General features: G+C 63.2%; 15 protein-coding genes. 5 read left to right on the top strand and 10 right to left on the bottom strand.

All coding sequences use genetic code 11. The features are described 5' to 3' along the window. Positions 1 to 13: 13 nt before the first annotated feature. Positions 14 to 730: a DNA-3-methyladenine glycosylase I gene (locus tag FJ942_RS18090; protein WP_140898455.1), complete on the bottom strand. Its 717-nt coding sequence runs from the start codon at positions 728 to 730 to the stop codon at positions 14 to 16. Positions 731 to 819: 89 nt separating this feature from the next. On the opposite strand from FJ942_RS18090, the gene FJ942_RS18085 reads away from it, so the two are divergent. Both FJ942_RS18085 and FJ942_RS18080 read left to right on the top strand, forming a co-directional pair. Beyond that, complete coding sequence (locus tag FJ942_RS18085) at positions 820 to 1,380, top strand: DUF1003 domain-containing protein (RefSeq protein WP_140498947.1); 561 nt, start codon at positions 820 to 822, stop codon at positions 1,378 to 1,380. After that, entirely contained in the window at positions 1,377 to 1,964 is a 588-nt protein-coding gene (locus FJ942_RS18080) for a DedA family protein (RefSeq protein ID WP_140498949.1), read from the top strand. Before FJ942_RS18085 ends, FJ942_RS18080 begins: the two co-directional genes overlap by 4 nt. 22 nt (positions 1,965 to 1,986) lie before the next feature. Here the strand turns inward: FJ942_RS18080 and FJ942_RS18075 are convergent, their stop codons facing one another. Together FJ942_RS18075 and FJ942_RS18070 are read right to left on the bottom strand one after the other, a co-directional pair. Then, positions 1,987 to 2,346, bottom strand: coding sequence for a diacylglycerol kinase (locus tag FJ942_RS18075; RefSeq protein ID WP_140557810.1), 360 nt, complete (start codon positions 2,344 to 2,346; stop codon positions 1,987 to 1,989). Between the two features lie 77 nt (positions 2,347 to 2,423). After that, positions 2,424 to 2,843: a GFA family protein gene (locus FJ942_RS18070; RefSeq protein WP_140560904.1), complete on the bottom strand. Its 420-nt coding sequence runs from the start codon at positions 2,841 to 2,843 to the stop codon at positions 2,424 to 2,426. A 326-nt stretch (positions 2,844 to 3,169) separates the two neighbouring features. Between FJ942_RS18070 and FJ942_RS18065 the strand changes: the two genes are divergently transcribed. Beyond that, positions 3,170 to 4,240: a diguanylate cyclase gene (locus tag FJ942_RS18065; RefSeq protein ID WP_140584333.1), complete on the top strand. Its 1,071-nt coding sequence runs from the start codon at positions 3,170 to 3,172 to the stop codon at positions 4,238 to 4,240. A gap of 44 nt (positions 4,241 to 4,284) precedes the next feature. Here the strand turns inward: FJ942_RS18065 and FJ942_RS18060 are convergent, their stop codons facing one another. The 3 genes from FJ942_RS18060 to FJ942_RS18050 all read right to left on the bottom strand — a co-directional run bounded on the left by FJ942_RS18060 (position 4,285) and on the right by FJ942_RS18050 (position 9,591). Next, complete coding sequence (locus tag FJ942_RS18060; protein ID WP_140515265.1) at positions 4,285 to 5,658, bottom strand: 3-deoxy-7-phosphoheptulonate synthase class II; 1,374 nt, start codon at positions 5,656 to 5,658, stop codon at positions 4,285 to 4,287. Between the two features lie 136 nt (positions 5,659 to 5,794). After that, complete coding sequence (mfd, locus tag FJ942_RS18055; protein ID WP_140898453.1) at positions 5,795 to 9,292, bottom strand: transcription-repair coupling factor; 3,498 nt, start codon at positions 9,290 to 9,292, stop codon at positions 5,795 to 5,797. An 11-nt stretch (positions 9,293 to 9,303) separates the two neighbouring features. After that, positions 9,304 to 9,591 carry a succinate dehydrogenase assembly factor 2 gene (locus FJ942_RS18050; RefSeq protein WP_140498959.1) on the bottom strand — a complete coding sequence of 96 codons (288 nt, stop codon included), beginning with the start codon at positions 9,589 to 9,591 and terminating at the stop codon, positions 9,304 to 9,306. A 92-nt stretch (positions 9,592 to 9,683) separates the two neighbouring features. Here FJ942_RS18050 and recG point away from each other — a divergent pair, with 92 nt between their 5' ends. Beyond that, a complete protein-coding gene (recG, locus tag FJ942_RS18045; RefSeq protein ID WP_140879621.1) occupies positions 9,684 to 11,792 on the top strand; it encodes an ATP-dependent DNA helicase RecG in 2,109 nt (702 codons plus the stop codon). Here recG and FJ942_RS18040 read toward each other — a convergent pair. The 4 genes from FJ942_RS18040 to FJ942_RS18025 form a co-directional block, all read right to left on the bottom strand. Then, positions 11,744 to 12,496, bottom strand: coding sequence for a DUF502 domain-containing protein (locus tag FJ942_RS18040; RefSeq protein WP_140557815.1), 753 nt, complete (start codon positions 12,494 to 12,496; stop codon positions 11,744 to 11,746). The genes recG and FJ942_RS18040 overlap by 49 nt on opposite strands. A gap of 94 nt (positions 12,497 to 12,590) precedes the next feature. Next, complete coding sequence (gene glmS, locus FJ942_RS18035) at positions 12,591 to 14,414, bottom strand: glutamine--fructose-6-phosphate transaminase (isomerizing) (RefSeq protein WP_140560900.1); 1,824 nt, start codon at positions 14,412 to 14,414, stop codon at positions 12,591 to 12,593. Positions 14,415 to 14,588: 174 nt separating this feature from the next. Beyond that, a complete protein-coding gene (gene glmU, locus FJ942_RS18030) occupies positions 14,589 to 15,947 on the bottom strand; it encodes a bifunctional UDP-N-acetylglucosamine diphosphorylase/glucosamine-1-phosphate N-acetyltransferase GlmU (RefSeq protein ID WP_140898451.1) in 1,359 nt (452 codons plus the stop codon). 157 nt (positions 15,948 to 16,104) lie between these two features. After that, entirely contained in the window at positions 16,105 to 16,851 is a 747-nt protein-coding gene (locus FJ942_RS18025) for a cytochrome c biogenesis CcdA family protein (RefSeq protein ID WP_140498969.1), read from the bottom strand. A gap of 157 nt (positions 16,852 to 17,008) precedes the next feature. On the opposite strand from FJ942_RS18025, the gene FJ942_RS18020 reads away from it, so the two are divergent. Further along, complete coding sequence (locus tag FJ942_RS18020) at positions 17,009 to 17,386, top strand: hypothetical protein (protein WP_140525400.1); 378 nt, start codon at positions 17,009 to 17,011, stop codon at positions 17,384 to 17,386. Positions 17,387 to 17,431 lie beyond the last annotated feature (45 nt).

The raw sequence follows: 17,431 nt of genomic DNA, 5'->3' as shown, positions 1-17,431 counted from the left end.
GCCAATTTCGACATCAGTCGTCGCCCATATAGTCGCGCAGCGCCTGCGGCGAATGGTTATCCCCGATCGACATCGCCAGGATGCGCGAAATGTGCCGGCGCGGCAGACCGGTATCCGCAACCCAACGGTTGACCTGGGCCTGGATCTTGTCGAGATCCTTCTTCGACGTCGGGCTTTCGGCGATATCGAGCCCGGCATCGCGAAGGGCGGCCGCCATGTCGGCCGAAATGACGAAGGCGTCCCAACCCAGCCAGCGCAGGAAATACTGGCCGGTATTGCCGCCGAGCCGGCTGCCATGCTTGCCGAGATAGGCCATCAGCCCGACCTGGTCGTCGGCGGGCCACTCGGCGAGGAATGTGCCGAAGCCGCCATGCTCTTTTGACACGCGCTCGACGAAGGCAGCGTTGTCGCGAACGGATTTGATCTTCTGCGGATTGCGCACGATACGCTGGTCGGATGCCAGTTCATGCCAGAAATCGTCAGGCTGGAACAGCAACCGCTTCGGCTCGAAGCGCAGGAACGCCTCTTCGAATCCGGGCCATTTCTGCTCGATGACGCGCCAGACGAAACCGGCGGCGAAGACGCGCTCGGCCATCGTCGACAGGATACGGTCATCGCCGATGTCGGCCACGGCGGCGTTGTCGGGAATCGGCCCGAGCAGCGAGACCAGTTCCTCCTCGCCGCCCTTGCGCTTTGCGGCGCGAGCGCGAATTTTCATGAAGTCGACCATAAGTCCCTCCGGTTCCCATCAAATCTAGCACTTCCCGCGCGGGCCGGCAGCCTCTACGTCTATCGCCAGCCAAGCCCTTGGAGACGGCCATGAACAAGACAATCGACGATCTGGCGAACCGCTGGCTGAGACGAAAGCCGGACGGTCTCAGCGCCCTGGAGAACCGGGTGCTGCAGTCGACGCTCGAGCGCACAACGATCTCCAGGGACACCAACAAGGCCGTCGCCTTCCACCAGACCTTTGGCGACCGCCTTGCCGATAGCATCGCCCGCATTGGCGGTTCCTGGTCGTTCATCCTTGGCTTCATTGCCTTCCTGATCGTCTGGACATCAGCCAATGCCTGGCTTCTGGCGCGCGACGCCTTCGACCCCTACCCGTTCATCTTCCTCAATCTCGTCCTGTCCATGGTCGCGGCGCTGCAGGCGCCGGTGATCATGATGGCGCAGAACCGCCAGACCGAGCGCGACCGCATCGATGCCGCCCACGACTACGAGGTCAATCTGAAGGCCGAGATCGAGATCATGGCGCTGCATGAAAAGCTGGACGAAATGCGCCACGGCCAGATCATCGGCATGCGCGACGAGATCGTGCGGCTGACCGAACTGGTCAAGCGGATCGACGAGAGGCTGTCGCAGCAATCGCCGTCATGAGCGACGCGATCCATCATTTCATCGAACAATACGGGCTGATCGCCGTTTTTCTGGGCTGTGTCGCCGAGGGCGAGAGTGCCGCCATACTCGGCGGCTTCTTCGCCCATCAGCATATCTTCGTCCTCTGGCAGACTGTCGTCGTGGCAGCGCTTGGGGCCTTCGCCGGCGACACCTGCTTCTTCATCCTGGGGAGAAGTTTCGCGGACCATCGCTATGTCGTCGGGTTGCGCAAGCGGCCCGGCTTCCGCCGCGCCTATCGTCTGCTCAACACCCATCCCAACATCTTCGTGCTGTCGAACCGCTACGTCTATGGCATGCGCCTGGTCGGTGGCATCGCGGCCGGCCTGTCGAACATCGCAGCACCCCGCTTCATCGTCTTGAACGCCATTTCCTCGGCGGTCTGGGCGGTGCTGTTCAGCACCATCGGCTATGTCTTCGGGTTGGGCGCCGAGCATTTCATCGGCCAGGCGCTGCTTCGCCATGAGCGGATATTGGTGGGCCTGGCTATCGGCCTGGCCGTGGCCGTACTCGCCTGGCTCATCGCCCGCCATTTCGCCCGAAAGGAACGTGCCAGGGAAAACTGACCGCCGGCCGGCGGTCGAAAGCTCAGATCGGCAGCCCGACGATACGCTCGATGATCGCGATGCCCCAGACGCCGGCGACGATCGCCACGGAGATCAGTACCGCCAGCGAACCGCAGTCCTTGGCCAGCTGGATGTCGACATTGAATTCGCGGCTAAAGGCATCGCAGGCCGCTTCGATGCCGGTGTTCAGCACCTCGACCATGATCAGGAGCAGCACCGCGCCGATCAGCAGCGCGTAGCCGCGCCACGACACCGAAACGAACCAGCCGATCGGAAGGGCAAGGGCGAGCAGCGCCAGCTCCTGCTGGAAAGCTTTTTCAGTTGCAGCCAGCTTGCGGAACGCCCGCAGCGAGTTGAAATAAGCGTCGATCAGCCGCTGCATGCCAAACCCCTTTGCGAATCACCGGCACGGGATAAAGCAATGGCCCGATCAATGGAATAAGCTGGCTCGCCCAAAATTCATTCGTCGGCGACCTTCACCGATGGGGTCGACTTCTCGAATTGAGGCAGCGCGTCGTCGATCGAATAATAATCGCCCTTGTCACCCACGAATATGTGGCATTGGCCCTTGAGGCCTGTCGGTTCATCGAACGATCCCGCCAGAACCGAAACATAGGCGTCGTCCCGCGGTTTCCAGAAAAGCAGCGATCCGCATGTCTTGCAAAAACCGCGCCCGGCGAAGGCGGACGCCTCATACCAGGTGATGTTGTCGGCGCCGTCGATATCGATATTGGCGTCCGGGACATTGGTTGCGGCATAGAAATGTCCACTCTGCTTGCGACATTGCGAGCAATGGCAATAGATGACGCCGCGCAACGGCCCTCGCGTCCTGAAGCGAACCGCTCCGCAGAGACACGATCCCGTATGATTTTCACTCATCGCACCATCCCAAAAGAAATCGCTGCTGACAGGATCCCAGCTTTTCGATGGCTGCGCGCAAGAAAATGCGACATGCATTTGGCACGCTCGGGAATTGTTTGTTCACAGATGAAGGCCTGTCCAGCCGGAATCAGCGAAAAACAGGCCGGATTCAGCGGATTAAGGAAACTTTAGCGCTGCTGCATCTATGATCCTCGCAAGCGAAAGTCGTGAGTGGGGACGCGCCTTCTTCGCAAGATGGACTGGAATGGCCAGCGTTCCCCAGGTCGGCGACATTGGATGCCTGCGAATGCCGCAGCGTGTTCCCGGGGAAGAGTGAACAGAACATGCAGCCGGCAGCCGCCCAGAGCGAACGAAGCACCGATATTGCGAGCACCGTCCTCGCCACAATGCGCCAGCTCGGCGTGCTCGGCCTGCCACGCAATTACGAGATCTTCTACGAGGCCTTGAGCGGATCCAATCGCGAGCTCAGCCTTGCCGTCGTGTCGCTGAGCGGCCGACCGACACAGGACGACCTCGACCGGATCGGACGCGCCTTCTTTGCCCAGAACCATGGCTCCGGCATCGTCGAGCACGCCAGGGAAGTCATCGCCAATGAACTTGAGGACATCGCTTCGCTGCTGAGGAGCGAGCGCAGCCACATCGAGAAATACGGCAGGATCCTCAACGAAACGTCGAGCGGACTCGGCAGAAACAGCCTGCTGTCGCCGGATGTTCTGCAGAAGATCGTCAACGCCATGGCGGTCGCCACCAATTCGACGATCGATCATGGCCGGCAAGTTGCCTCGACGCTCAGCGACAAGACCGCGGAACTGGAAAGCGTCAAGTCGAAGCTCGAGGAATACAAGCGCCTGGCCGACACCGACCCCCTCACGCAAATCTGGAACCGTCGCGCCTTCGACAAGGAAATCACCAGGATCTACAACAGCAACAAAGGCATCCTGTTCAACGCATTGATCCTCGCCGATATCGATCGGTTCAAGGACATCAACGACAGGTACGGCCATCCCGTCGGCGACAAGATCCTCCAGATCATCGCCGATATATTCCAGACCAGCATTCGCGCCGACATGTTCGTCGCCCGCACCGGCGGCGAGGAATTCGCGCTGATCGTCGAGGGCGCAAGCGAGGACGCCACCTACGAAATCGCCGAACGCATTCGCGCGCTGATCGAGCAGTCGCCTTTCACCAGCAGCCAGACCGGCATGAATTACGGCACCGTCACCGTCTCGATGGGCATTTGCATGGCCTCCGAAGCCGAAGGCCCTGAAGACCTCTACAGCAAGGCAGACCGGGCGCTTTACCGCTCAAAGGTCAGCGGCCGTAACCGCGTGACCAGGCATTCGGCAATGGCGGGCCGCGCCGGCAAGAGCTGGCTGCTCTACAAGCAAGACTGATTTTTCGGCAGGAAGCGCTTTTCCTGTGAGCTGCTTTGGACGGGTCAGCCGTTGGCGACCTGCTTGTGTTGCACCGGGTGGCTTTTCTTGAGCAGGTCCGACACCAGGAACGCCAGTTCGATGGCCTGGTCGGCATTGAGGCGCGGGTCGCAATGGGTGTGATAGCGGTCCTGCAATTCCTCGGCGGTGATGGCGCGGGCGCCGCCGGTGCATTCAGTCACGTTCTTGCCGGTCATCTCGACATGGATGCCGCCCGGATGCGTGCCTTCGGCGCGGTGCACCTCGAAGAACGTCTGCACCTCCTTCAGGATGCGGTCGAACGGCCGCGTCTTGTAGCCGGCCGCTTCGATCGTATTGCCATGCATCGGGTCTGACGACCAGACGACGCTACGGCCTTCCTTCTGCACCGCCCGCACCAGCTTCGGCAGATGCTCGGCGACCTTGTCGGAACCGAAGCGCGCGATCAGCGTCAGCCTGCCTGGCTCGTTCTCGGGGTTGAGCAGGTCGATCAGTTCCAGCAAGCCGTCCGGCGTCAGCGACGGGCCGCATTTCAGGCCGAGCGGGTTCTTGATGCCGCGGCAATATTCGACATGCGCATGGTCGGGCTGGCGGGTGCGGTCGCCGATCCAGATCATGTGGCCAGACGTCGCGTACCAGTCGCCGGAGGTCGAATCGACACGCGTCAGCGCTTCCTCATAGCCGAGCAGCAGCGCCTCGTGGCTGGTATAGAAATCAGTCTCGCGCAGCGCGAAATTGGTTTCGGAGGTGATGCCGACCGCGCGCATGAAATCCATCGTCTCGGTGATGCGGTTGGCGAGCGACTCGTATTTTTCGGCCTGAGGGCTGTCGGAGACGAAGCCGAGCATCCAGCGATGCACATTCTCGAGGCTGGCGTAGCCGCCCTGCGCGAAGGCGCGCAAAAGATTGAGCGTTGCCGCCGACTGACGGTACGCCATTTCCTGGCGGGCAGGATCGGGAATGCGCGACTTGAGGTCGAATTCGATGCCATTGATGATGTCGCCGCGATAGCTCGGCAGCGTCACCTCGCCCTTGGTCTCGTTGTCGGACGAGCGTGGCTTGGCGAACTGGCCCGCAACGCGGCCGATCTTCACCACCGGCTGCGCACCGGCGAAGGTCAGCACCACCGACATTTGCAGGAAGACGCGGAAGAAGTCACGGATGTTGTCCGCGCCATGTTCGGCAAAGCTTTCGGCGCAATCGCCGCCCTGGAGCAGAAATGCCTCGCCGGCAGCGACGCTGGCCAGTTGCTTCTTCAGCTTGCGCGCTTCACCAGCAAAAACCAGCGGCGGAAAGGTGGCGAGCTGGGCCTCCGTGTTCTTCAGCGCGGCAAGGTCCGGATAAGCAGGGACCTGCTTGATCGGCTTTGCCCTCCACGAATTCGGCGACCATTTCGTCATCGCTGCACCCAACGCTCTTTCCGGCAAGCACCCTCGCCCGCCATTTCCAGCCCCCATGTGGGGTGGCGGCTCCATACACGAAGCCGATTTCCTATTCTAGACCGGAATTTCAGCGCTGGCGAATGGGCCGGGCTGGCTACGCCGCCTTCTCTACCAGCCGCGCCAGTTGCGTCATGACGACAGCCGAGCCCGCCAAACGCTTTTCCGCCGTTGGCCAGTCGCGGGTGAAGACGACACTTTGGTCCGGCCGGATCTTTGCCAGCGAGCCTTGCTCGCCGATAAATTTGACCAGTCCGACCGGGTTGGAAAACTCGCGCTTGCGGAAATGGATGACCACGCCCTTCGGCCCGGCATCGAGCTTCTCGACATTGGCCTTGCGGCAGAGGGCTTTGATGAAGACGATCTTGAGCAGATGCTTCACCTCCTCCGGCAGCGGGCCGAAACGGTCGATCAGCTCGGCGCCGAAAGCATCGATTTCCTCGGTGCTCTCGAGGTCGCCGAGGCGCCGATAGAGCGCCAGCCTGAGCTGCAGGTCCGGCACATAGCTCTCCGGGATCATCACCGCCGTGCCGACGGCGATCTGCGGCGACCAGCCGCCATCCAGCACCTCGCCGGAATCCTTCACCTCCGCGACCGCCTCCTCCAGCATCTGCTGGTAGAGCTCGAAGCCGACTTCCTTGATGTGGCCGGACTGCTCTTCGCCGAGCAGATTGCCTGCGCCTCTGATATCGAGATCGTGGCTGGCGAGCTGGAAGCCGGCGCCCAGCGTGTCGAGCGACTGCAGCACTTTCAGTCGACGTTCGGCGGTGTCGGTCAGCTTGCGGTTGGCCGGCAGTGTGAACAGTGCGTAGGCGCGCACCTTCGAGCGCCCGACACGGCCGCGCAACTGATAGAGCTGCGACAGGCCGAACATGTCGGCGCGATGGACGATCAGCGTGTTGGCGGTCGGGATGTCGAGGCCGGATTCGACGATGGTGGTCGACAAGAGAACGTCGTACTGGCCGTCGTAGAAGGCGTTCATGATGTCGTCGAGTTCGCCCGGCGGCATCTGGCCATGGGCCACCGCCACCTTCAGTTCCGGCACGGATTGGTTCAGGAAATCATGGATTTCCGCCAGATCGCTGATGCGCGGCACGACATAGAAGGAATGGCCGCCGCGATAACGCTCGCGCAACAACGTCTCGCGAATGACCAGCGGATCGAAGGGCGAGATGAAGGTGCGCACCGCCATGCGGTCGACCGGCGGCGTGGCGATCAGCGACAGTTCGCGCACGCCGGTCAATGCCAGTTGCAGCGTGCGCGGGATAGGCGTCGCCGACAGCGTCAGCACGTGGACGTCGGTCTTCAGGTCCTTCAGCCGTTCCTTGTGCTTGACGCCAAAATGCTGCTCTTCATCGATGATCAGTAGGCCGAGATTCTTGAACGAGATCGCGCTGCCGAGCAGCGCGTGGGTGCCGACCACGATATCCACCGTCCCTTCGGCAATGCCCTTCTTGGTCTCTGCCAGATCCTTTGCGCCGACCAGCCGCGATGCCTGGGCGACGCGGATCGGCAGGCCGGAAAAGCGCTGCGAGAAGGTCTTGAAATGCTGGCGGGACAACAGGGTTGTCGGCACGACGACCGCCACCTGGAACCCTTCCATCGCCGCGATGAAGGCGGCGCGCAGCGCCACCTCGGTCTTGCCGAAACCGACATCGCCGCAGATCAGCCGGTCCATCGGCTTGCCGGCCGCCAGATCGTCCCTGACGGAATCGATCGCCGTCTGCTGGTCATCGGTCTCCTCATAAGGGAAGCGCGCGGCGAACTCGCCATAGAGGCCTTCCGCCGGCACCAGCGGGGGTGCAGCGCGCATCTGCCGTTCGGCGGCGATGCGGATCAACTGCCCGGCCATGTCGAGCAGGCGTTTCTTCAGCCGCGCCTTGCGCGATTGCCAGGCGCCGCCGCCGAGTTTGTCGAGTGTCGCCTCGGCTGTATCGGAACCGTAGCGCGACAGGAGCTCGATGTTTTCCACCGGCAGGAACAGCCGGTCGTCGCCGGCATAGTGGATTTCCAGGCAATCATGCGGCGCCCCGACGGCTTCGATTGTGCGCAGGCCGATGAAGCGGCCAATGCCGTGGTCGGCATGGACGACGATGTCGCCAGCCGACAGGGCCGAGGCTTCGGCAATGAAGTCGGACGCGCGCTTCTTGCGCTTGGAGCGCCGGATCAGCCGGTCGCCCAAAATGTCCTGTTCGGCGACGACGACCAGTCTTTCGGTCTCGAAACCGGATTCCAGCGGCAGCACGGCCAATGCCGCCTGCCCCGGCTCGAGTTTCTCCGCCTCCGCCAAGGTCGCCACCGGCGCAAGATTGCCCAGACGATGTTCGGCGAGAATTTGGCCGAGCCGGTCGAGCGAGCCCTCGGTCCAGCCGGCGACAATGACGCGGCGGCGTGCCGCGCGTTCGTCGGCGATGTGCTTCACCGCCACGTCGAAGACATTGACGTTGGGGTCGGCGCGCTCTTCCGCGAAGCTGCGGCCATGGCGCGAGCCGGCATGGAAGACCTTTCTTGCTCCCGCATCCGGTGCGTCGAAGGCGGTGAAGTCGATCGCTTCGCGCGGTCCGAGAGAAGCGACGAGATTTTCCGGCGAGAGGTAAAGCAGGTCCGGCGCCACCGGCTTGTAGGGCACCGCGTCCTTCAGCGCACCTTCGGCCTGCTTTTTGCGCGCCTCGTAGTGATCGAGGATCAGCGTGTGGCGTTCGGCAAGCGCTTCATGCGCCAGATGGTCGAAAACGACAGGCGTGTCCGGCAGATAGTCGAACACGGTCTCCAACCGCTCGTAGAAGAACGGCAGCCAATGTTCCATGCCCGCGAAGCGCCGGCCTTCGCTGACCGCGGCGTAAAGCCCATCGTCCCGCGACGGCGCGCCGAACGCTTCGATATAGGCGCGGCGGAAGCGGCTGATCGTCTCCGGCGTCAGCGCCACCTCGCTCATCGCCTGCAGCGCCATGGACTTGCGCTGCCCGGTGGTGCGCTGCGTGGCCACGTCGAAGACGCGGATCGATTCCAGCGTATCGCCGAAGAAATCCAGCCTCAGCGCCTCGGCCCAGCCGGGTGCGAAAAGGTCGAGGATGCCGCCGCGCACGGCGAACTCGCCGATGCCGCGCACCGTCGGCACCCGCTCGAAGCCCGATGTCTCCAGCCGCGACACCAGCGCGTTCATATCGATCTGGTTGCCAGGTTTGGCGTGGAAGGTCTGCGCCTCGATGAGATCCGCGGGCGGAATGCGCTGGAGCAGCGCATTGGCGGTGGTGAGAATGACGGCGCGATGCGGCTTCCTCGCCAGCGCGATCATGGCGGCGAGCGCGTCGAGCCGCCGGGCGGCCGCATCCGAGCCGGGCGAGACGCGGTCATAGGGCAGGCAGTCCCAGGCGGGCAGTTCCAGCACGGGCAGGCCGGGAGCGGCAAAGGCCAGCGCCTCTGTGATTGCCGGCAGGCGCTGCCCGTCGCGCGCCACGAACAGCACCGGCTTGTCGGGCGCGATCTCGCGCGCCGCCTGCACCAGCGCGAAGGCTTCATAGCCGTCGGCGACGCCGTCGACGATGAACTGGCCGGCACGGCCTTTCGGCAAGCCGATGGTGGGAATGAGGCTCATGGATGCGTTCTTCAAAAGGTCATTGTCCGGCGTGAAGCCATGATTTTTTGCAGGACCGCACAATCAATTTCGGCGGGAACAGGACGTTCGCCGGTGATCAAGGGCAGGAACTCGGTGTCGGGAATATCGAGGAGCTTTTCATATTGGTCGATTTCATCGCCGGTCAAGGCGCCGATCTCAGCATCGGCGAAGGTGCCAAGGATAAGGTCCATCTCGCGCATGCCGCGGTGCCAGGAGCGAAACAAGAGCTTGCGGCGGCGGGCGTCGAGCCCCTCGCTTGATCGTTTCGTTCCCGTCATTGTGCCGCATCCTCGCTTGCTGCGGCGCATATAGCGTGGATAGAAGGGGCTGTCAGCCTTGCGCTGCAGCCGTCGCGACATAAGCTGACATCATGCGTCCTTCCATCCTTGACCCGCTTTTCGTCCCGATCACGTCGCTCGCCGGTGTCGGGCCGAAGGTCGGCGCGCTGATCGAAAAAGTCGTCGCGGCCGATCTCGGCGACCGAGCGGCGCGCGCCGGCGATCTTCTGTTCGTGCTGCCGCATACCGTCATCGACCGCCGCAACCGGCCGGGCATTGCCGGCTCGGCCGAAGGCGCCATCGTCACGCTCGACCTGCGCATCGACCGCCACCAGCCGCCGCCGCGCGGCAACAGGTCGGTGCCTTACCGGGTCTACGCCCATGACGATACCGGCGAAGTGGCGCTGACCTTCTTCCACGCCCATGCTGCCTATCTGGAAAAATCGATGCCTGTGGGCGAGCATGTCGTGGTCTCCGGACGCATGGAATGGTTCAACGGGCGCCCGACCATGGTCCACCCGGATCATATCGCCTTGGCCGGCGACGCCGAAAACCTGCCGCTGGTCGAGCCGGTCTATCCGCTCACGGCGGGGCTGTCCGCCAAGGTGCTGCGCCGCGCCATCGGCCAGGCGCTCGGCCGTCTGCCGGAACTGCCTGAGTGGCAGGATGGTGCTTTCATGCGCCGCCAGAGTTTCCCGTCTTTCGGTGACGCGCTGGCCCGCATCCATCATCCCGCGGACCCGATCGATGTCGCCATCGAAGGCGCCGCATGGCGGCGCCTCGCCTATGACGAGTTGCTGGCGGGCCAGGTGTCGCTCGCCCTGGTCCGGTCGAGGGTCCGCAGGCTGTCCGGCCGGCCGCTCACCGGCGACAGCCGGATCGTCGACAAGCTGCGCGCGGCCCTGCCCTACACATTGACCGCGTCCCAGGAATTCGCGCTCGCCGAAATCAATGCAGACCTCGCCGACCCCGAGCGCATGCTGCGCCTCCTGCAAGGCGACGTCGGCTCCGGCAAGACGGTCGTTGCGCTCCTGGCCATGGCGCGTGCCGTCGAGGCTGGCGGCCAGGCTGCCCTAATGGCGCCGACAGAGATCCTGGCGCGCCAGCACGTGGCGACGATCGCCCCTTTGGCGGAACGGGCAGGCATGCGCACGGCCATCCTCACCGGTCGCGAAAAGGGCCGCGAACGCACCGAAACGCTGGCGGGACTGGCCAGCGGCGAGATCGACATCGTCATCGGCACCCACGCGCTGTTCCAGGAAACGGTGGCGTTCCACGACCTCGTCCTTGCCGTCGTGGACGAGCAGCATCGCTTCGGCGTTCACCAGCGGCTTGCCATCACCGCCAAGGGCGACGCGCCAGACATGCTGGTGATGACAGCAACCCCCATTCCGCGCACGCTGGTGCTGACCGCCTTCGGCGACATGGACGTCTCCAAGCTGACGGAAAAGCCGGCCGGCCGGCAGCCGATCCGCACCGTCACGCTGCCGCTTGAGCGGCTGGACGAACTCGTCGATCGCATGGTGGAAGCGGTGGCCGGCGGCCAGAAAATCTACTGGATATGCCCGCTTGTGGAAGAATCCGAAGAGATAAAGCTGATGTCGGCCGAGGACCGCTTTGCTTCCCTGAAGCCGCTGTTCGGCGACCGGATCGGCCTCGTCCACGGCCGCATGAAGGGCGCCGAGAAGGACGAAGCGATGCGCGCCTTCAAGCAGGGCGAGACACGTATCCTGATTGCCACAACCGTCATCGAGGTCGGCGTCGACGTGCCGGACGCGACCATCATGGTCGTCGAACACGCCGAACGTTTCGGCCTCGCCCAGCTGCACCAGTTGCGCGGCCGCGTCGGGCGCGGCGACAAGCCTTCGTCCTGTGTATTGCTCTACAAGGATCCGCTCGGCGAAACGGCCAAGCGGCGCCTGTCGGTGATGCGCGAGACCGAGGATGGCTTCGTGATCGCCGAGGAGGACCTGAAGCTGCGCGGCGAAGGCGAATTGCTTGGCACGCGTCAGTCCGGCACGCCGGGCTTCCAGGTCGCGCGCATCGAGGCGCATGCGGACCTGCTCGAAGCGGCCCGCGATGACGCAAGACTGATCCTGTCGCGTGATCCGGACCTGCAGACCGAGCGCGGCGAAGCGCTGCGCCTGCTGCTCTACTTGTTCGGCCGCGACGAGGCGGTGCGGCTCCTGCGGGCGGGATAAGGCCCGAGCGGCGGATTGGCCAGGGTGCCCGTGATCGGCTCGCCATTCAGCATCACCAGCTTCGTTTTCACCTCCGGCGCCACCAGCCCGGCCGAGACGATCAGCTTGGCGCCATCCTCGATCGTCATGTCGAGCAGCACGATGTCCGACTTCGGCACATACATCAGGAAGCCCGTCGTCGGATTGGGCGTACAAGGCATGAAGACAGCGGTCAGCGGATCGCCTTCCTGGTCAAGCTTCTGGTTGATCTCGGTTTCCTTCTCGCTGGCCACGAACACGAGCGACCACACCCCCTTGCGCGGATATTCGACCAAGCCGACCTGGCGGAACATGTCACCTTTGTTCGACAGCACGGTTTCGAAAATCTGCTTCAGCGAGCGATAGATGCCCCGCACCAGCGGCATTCGGCCAAGCAGGCGCTCGCCGAAATTGACGATGGCGCGGCCGACGATATTGGCGGTCATGAACCCGATCAGCGTGATCAGGACGAGCGCCACGATCAGCCCGAACCCCGGAACCGGGAACGGCAGATAGGTATCGGGACTGTAGCGTGCCGGAATATAGGGTTTGACCCAGGAATCCACCCAACCGATGAAGGACCACGCGATATAGGCGGTGATCGCCAGCGGCGCGCAGACGACGAAGCCTGTGAGGAAATAGTTCCTCAGCCGGGTCATGCCGGAGGTCTTGAGAGCATCTGACATGGGTTCACCGGGGCGCGAGTTGCAGCGCAAACATTAGTGAACCGGAAGGCGCTTTGGAACTGTGAAGTTTTTAAAGCACCTGTTTAAAAAACGCCTACTCCACCGTCACCGATTTCGCCAGATTGCGCGGCTGGTCGACATCGGTGCCCATGAAAACGGCGGCGAAATAGGCCAGCATCTGGATCGGCAGCGCGTAGATGATCGGCGAGATGATTTCCGGCACGTCCGGAAGGATGATCGTCTCCATCGTCTTCACGCTCGCCTGCGCGGCGCCCTTGGCGTCGGTGATCAGGATGATCTTGCCGCCGCGCGCCGCCACCTCCTGCATGTTGGACACAGTCTTCTCGAAGATGCGGTCATGCGGCGCGATGACGATGACCGGCATGTTCTCGTCGATAAGCGCGATCGGCCCGTGCTTCAACTCGCCCGCGGCATAGCCTTCGGCGTGGATGTAGGAGATCTCCTTGAGCTTCAGCGCGCCTTCCATGGCGAGCGGGAAATTGGTGTCGCGTCCGAGATAGAGCACGTCCTTGTAGCGCGACAGGTCCCGCGCGATCCGTTCGATCTGCTCTTCGAGTTTGAGCACCTGGTTGGCATAGCGCGGCGCCTCGGAAAGCGCCCGCACCAGCGACTTTTCCTCGTCCCGCGAAATCGTGCCGCGCGCCACGCCCGCCCGGACGGCGAGCGAGGCCAGCACCGACAACTGGCAGGTGAAGGCCTTGGTCGAGGCGACACCGATCTCCGGCCCGGCCAGCGTCGGCAAGATGACGTCGGATTCGCGCGCCATGGTCGATTCCCGCACGTTGACGACGGCGCCGATCTTCATGCCGGCCTTGCGGCAATAGCGCAGCGAGGCCAGCGTGTCGGCGGTCTCGCCCGATTGCGAGATGAAGAAGGCGGCGTCGTTCTTCGACAGCGGCATTTCGCGGTAGCGAAATTCGGAGGCGACATCGATGTCGACCGGCAGCCGAGCGTAGCGCTCGAACCAGTATTTGCTGATCAGTCCGGCGAGATAGGCGGTACCGCAGGCCGAAATCGCCAGCCGGTTAATCGTAGCAAAGTCGAACGGCAGGTCGAGCGGCTTGGAGACGCCGGAAACAAAATCGACATAATGCGCCAGCGTATGCGAGATCACCTCCGGCTGCTCATGGATTTCCTTCTCCATGAAGTGCCGGCGATTGCCCTTGTCGACCATGAAGCTGGTCGAGAGCGACTGCTGGCGCTTGCGGTCGACCTTTTCGCCGTCGATGTCGAAGATGGCGACACCGCTGCGGCGCACCACCGCCCAGTCGCCGTCTTCCAGATAGGTGATCGAATTGGTGAACGGGGCAAGCGCGATGGCGTCGGAGCCCAGGAACATCTCGCCGTCGCCATGGCCGACCGCCAGCGGCGGGCCGTTGCGGGCGCCGACGATGAGGTCCTCGTCGCCCGTGAACATGATCGCCAGCGCAAAGGCGCCTTCCAGCCGCTTGAGCGCCTTGTGCGCGGCATCGACCGGCTTCAAGCCTTTGGCGACTTCCCGCGCCACCAGATGCGCGACGACCTCGGTGTCGGTCTGCGACGAGAAGGAATAGCCGTCGCGGATCAGTTCGTCGCGCAGCTCGGCGAAATTTTCGATGATGCCGTTGTGGACGATGGCGACGCCATTGGAAAAATGCGGATGCGCGTTGGTCTCGTTCGGCACGCCATGCGTGGCCCAGCGGGTGTGACCGATGCCGATCGTGCCGTCGAGCGGCTCGTCCTTCAGCCTGCGCTCGAGATTGACCAGCTTGCCTTCGGCGCGGCGGCGGCCAAGCGCCCCCTTCTCTATGGTGGCGACGCCGGCCGAATCGTAGCCTCGATATTCAAGCCGCTTCAGCGCATCGACGATGAGCGGCGCAACCTGCGAATGGCCGACAATTCCAACGATACCGCACATGCAGACAGTCCCCAATCCCCGGCAGAACCCGGCGCTATCTACGGATTGCCGGGCTCTCGCGAAAGTTACTTTGCGTTTCGTTCCGTGTAATGGGAACAGTCTCGTACGCATGCATCATGACACAGCGCACTTGCAATCCAGTTACTGCAATCGTTCAGTTTTTGAAGACCGGTTTTACCTCTTTTTGGCAACCGCGGCCGACGCGAAGCGCTCGCGCAATTCCTTGCCTTTGCCGGGGATCGTCTTCTGGCGGGCACGCCCGAAGGCCAGCGCATCGTCGGGCACGCTTTCGGTGATGACGCTGCCCGAGGCGATATAGCCGCCCTTGCCAATGGTGACCGGCGCGACAAGCGAGGAATTCGATCCGACAAAGGCGCCCTCGCCGATATCGGTGAAGTGCTTCAGATAGCCGTCATAATTGCAGGTGATCGTGCCGGCGCCGATGTTGGCCCCGGCGCCCACCCGCGCGTCGCCGATATAGGTCAAATGGTTGACCTTGGCGCCCTCCTCGATGACGGCCTGCTTGACCTCGCAGAAATTGCCGACCTTGGCTTTCTGTTTGAGATCGGCGCCCGGCCGCAGCCGCGCGAAGGGGCCGACATCGCAATGAGCGGCGACGATGGCGCCTTCGATATGGCTGAAGGCGTGAATCCTGGCGCCGCCTGCGATCTTCACACCGGGCCCGAACCAGACGTTCGGCTCGACAATGGTGTCGGCGCCGATCTCGGTGTCGTGCGAGAAATACACCGTTTCTGGTGCGATCAACGTCACGCCCGAAAGCATCGCTTCGTGCCGACGGCGTGCCTGCCAGATGCCTTCGGCTTGTGCCAGCTCGGCGCGGTTGTTGATGCCGAGCGCATTCTCGAAGCTGGCTTCGGTGGCGACGACATCGAGGCCCTGGTTGCTGGCAAGCTCGACGATATCGGTGAGATAGTATTCGCCCTTGGCGTTCCTGTTGCCGACGGCGTCGAGCAGTTTCATCGCCTGGCTGCCGGCAATCGCCATCAGCCCGCCATTGCAGAAGGTGATCTTCTTCTCCTCGTCGGAGCAGTCCTTTTCCTCGCGGATGGCGACGAGCTTGCCACCTTTTTCGATCAGGCGGCCATAGCCGGTGGGGTTCGCCGTGCGGAAGCCGATGACCACGACGGCGGCACCTTGCGCCAGCTTCAGGCGCGCGGCCGTGAGGGCGTCCGGATCGATCAGCGGCGTATCGCCGAACATGACGAGGATATCGTCGTAACCTTTTGATATAGCAGCGCGCGCGGCAAGCACCGCATGCGCAGTGCCGAGGCGCTTTTCCTGCACGAAAGCCTCTGCCTCCGGCGCGAATTTCTGCGCCGCCTTGCGCATCTCCTCGGCGCCGTGGCCGATCACCAGCGCAAGGTCGCCGGCGCCCGCTGCCTCGGCCGCCTTGACCACATGCGCGACCATCGGCAGTCCGGCGATCTGGTGCAGCACCTTGGGCAGCGCGCTCTTCATGCGCGTGCCTTCGCCGGCGGCGAGGATGACGGATAGGCATGTTCTCTGGTTCATGGAAGGACAACCATAGGAAAAGCGTTGGGGATCAAATCATGCTAGCAGTGGGCGCCATGCTGCACCAATGCGGTTAAATTCCGGTGAGATGGTGAGCAGCCGACTCTTAATCAGCGGGTCACAGGTTCAATCTTGTGCGCACCCGATACCGACAGCCTTATCCCAGCCGGCCCAGCAGCGGAAAATTCTCCAGCAGCCAATACGACACGGCCTGCACCCCGCCGGTGAGGAAAAACACGCCGGCGACGACCAGCAATGCGCCGATCGCCTTCTCGACGCGGCCGAGATGGACGCGGAATTTGCCGAGGAAACGCATGAAGGCGCCGGAAAACAGTGCCGCGATCAGGAATGGGATACCGAGGCCGAGCGAATAGGCGGCGAGCAGCAATGCGCCTTCGCCCACTGTCTCGCGGCCGCCGGCCAGCGTCAGGATCGGCCCCAGCACCGGGCCGATGCACGGCGTCCAGCCGAAGGCGAAGGCCAGTCCCATGACATAGGCCGCGACCGCGCTTGCCGGTTTGCCCTGCGACTGGAAACGCGCCTCGCGCGACAAAAGCGGAATGCGCAGGATGCCGAGGAAATTCAGCCCCATCAGGATGATCAGCACGCCGGCGCCCATTGCCAGCGGCTCCTGCCAGACGCGCAGGAGGCGGCCGATGCTCGAGGCGCCGGCGCCCAGCGCGACGAACACGGTCGAGAAGCCGAGCACGAAGGCAATCGAGGAATAAAGCAGCGCGGTACGGGCGCCGGCTTTGGCGGCTGCCCCGGCATTGCCGCGAAAATCGTCGACCGACACGCCGGCCATGTAGCAGAGATAGGGCGGCACCAGCGGTAGCACGCAAGGCGACAGGAACGAGATCGCCCCTGCCCCGACCGCGCTGACATAGCCTATATCGAGTGCCATTCCAGAACTCCGACTTTACGGCGCCGATATAGCGACGCCCGGGCCCCTCTGCCAATCACCATTGTGTTGGCATGCCCGGGAATAAACGTCGGTACCTGCGCGTTGATCGAGCGAGGCCGCGATTGCCGCGCATCCTCGGATCAGCAGGGAGATTTCGATGAAAACCGTGACACTAGGGTTGGCCGCGCTTTTGCTCAGCACCGCCGCGTCTTTCGCAGCAGAGGCCTGGAAGGAGGCCGAGGTCGGCGGCACCAAGATCTACACCGATGCCAACGGCATGACGCTCTACACCTATGACAAGGACGAGAAGGGCAAGACCAACTGCTACGACAAATGCGCCACAAACTGGCCGCCGCTGAAGGCCGAGGCCGGCGCCAAGGCGGACGATGAATGGACCGTTGTCGACCGCACCGACGGCACCAAGATGTGGGCCTATGACGGCAAGCCCGTCTACACATTCATCAAGGACAAGAAGGCCGGCGATGTGTCGGGTGATGGCGTCGGCGGCGTCTGGCATATCGTCAAGGCCGACTAAGGCTGCCACCTTAACTTCGACGTTGCTGCCGGGCGTGCCTTCAAC

Source organism: Mesorhizobium sp. B2-4-2 (assembly GCF_006442845.1).
Lineage (GTDB): Bacteria > Pseudomonadota > Alphaproteobacteria > Rhizobiales > Rhizobiaceae > Mesorhizobium.
The sequence above is the reverse complement of the archived record's forward strand: the minus strand, read 5'-3'. Positions and strand labels throughout refer to the sequence as shown.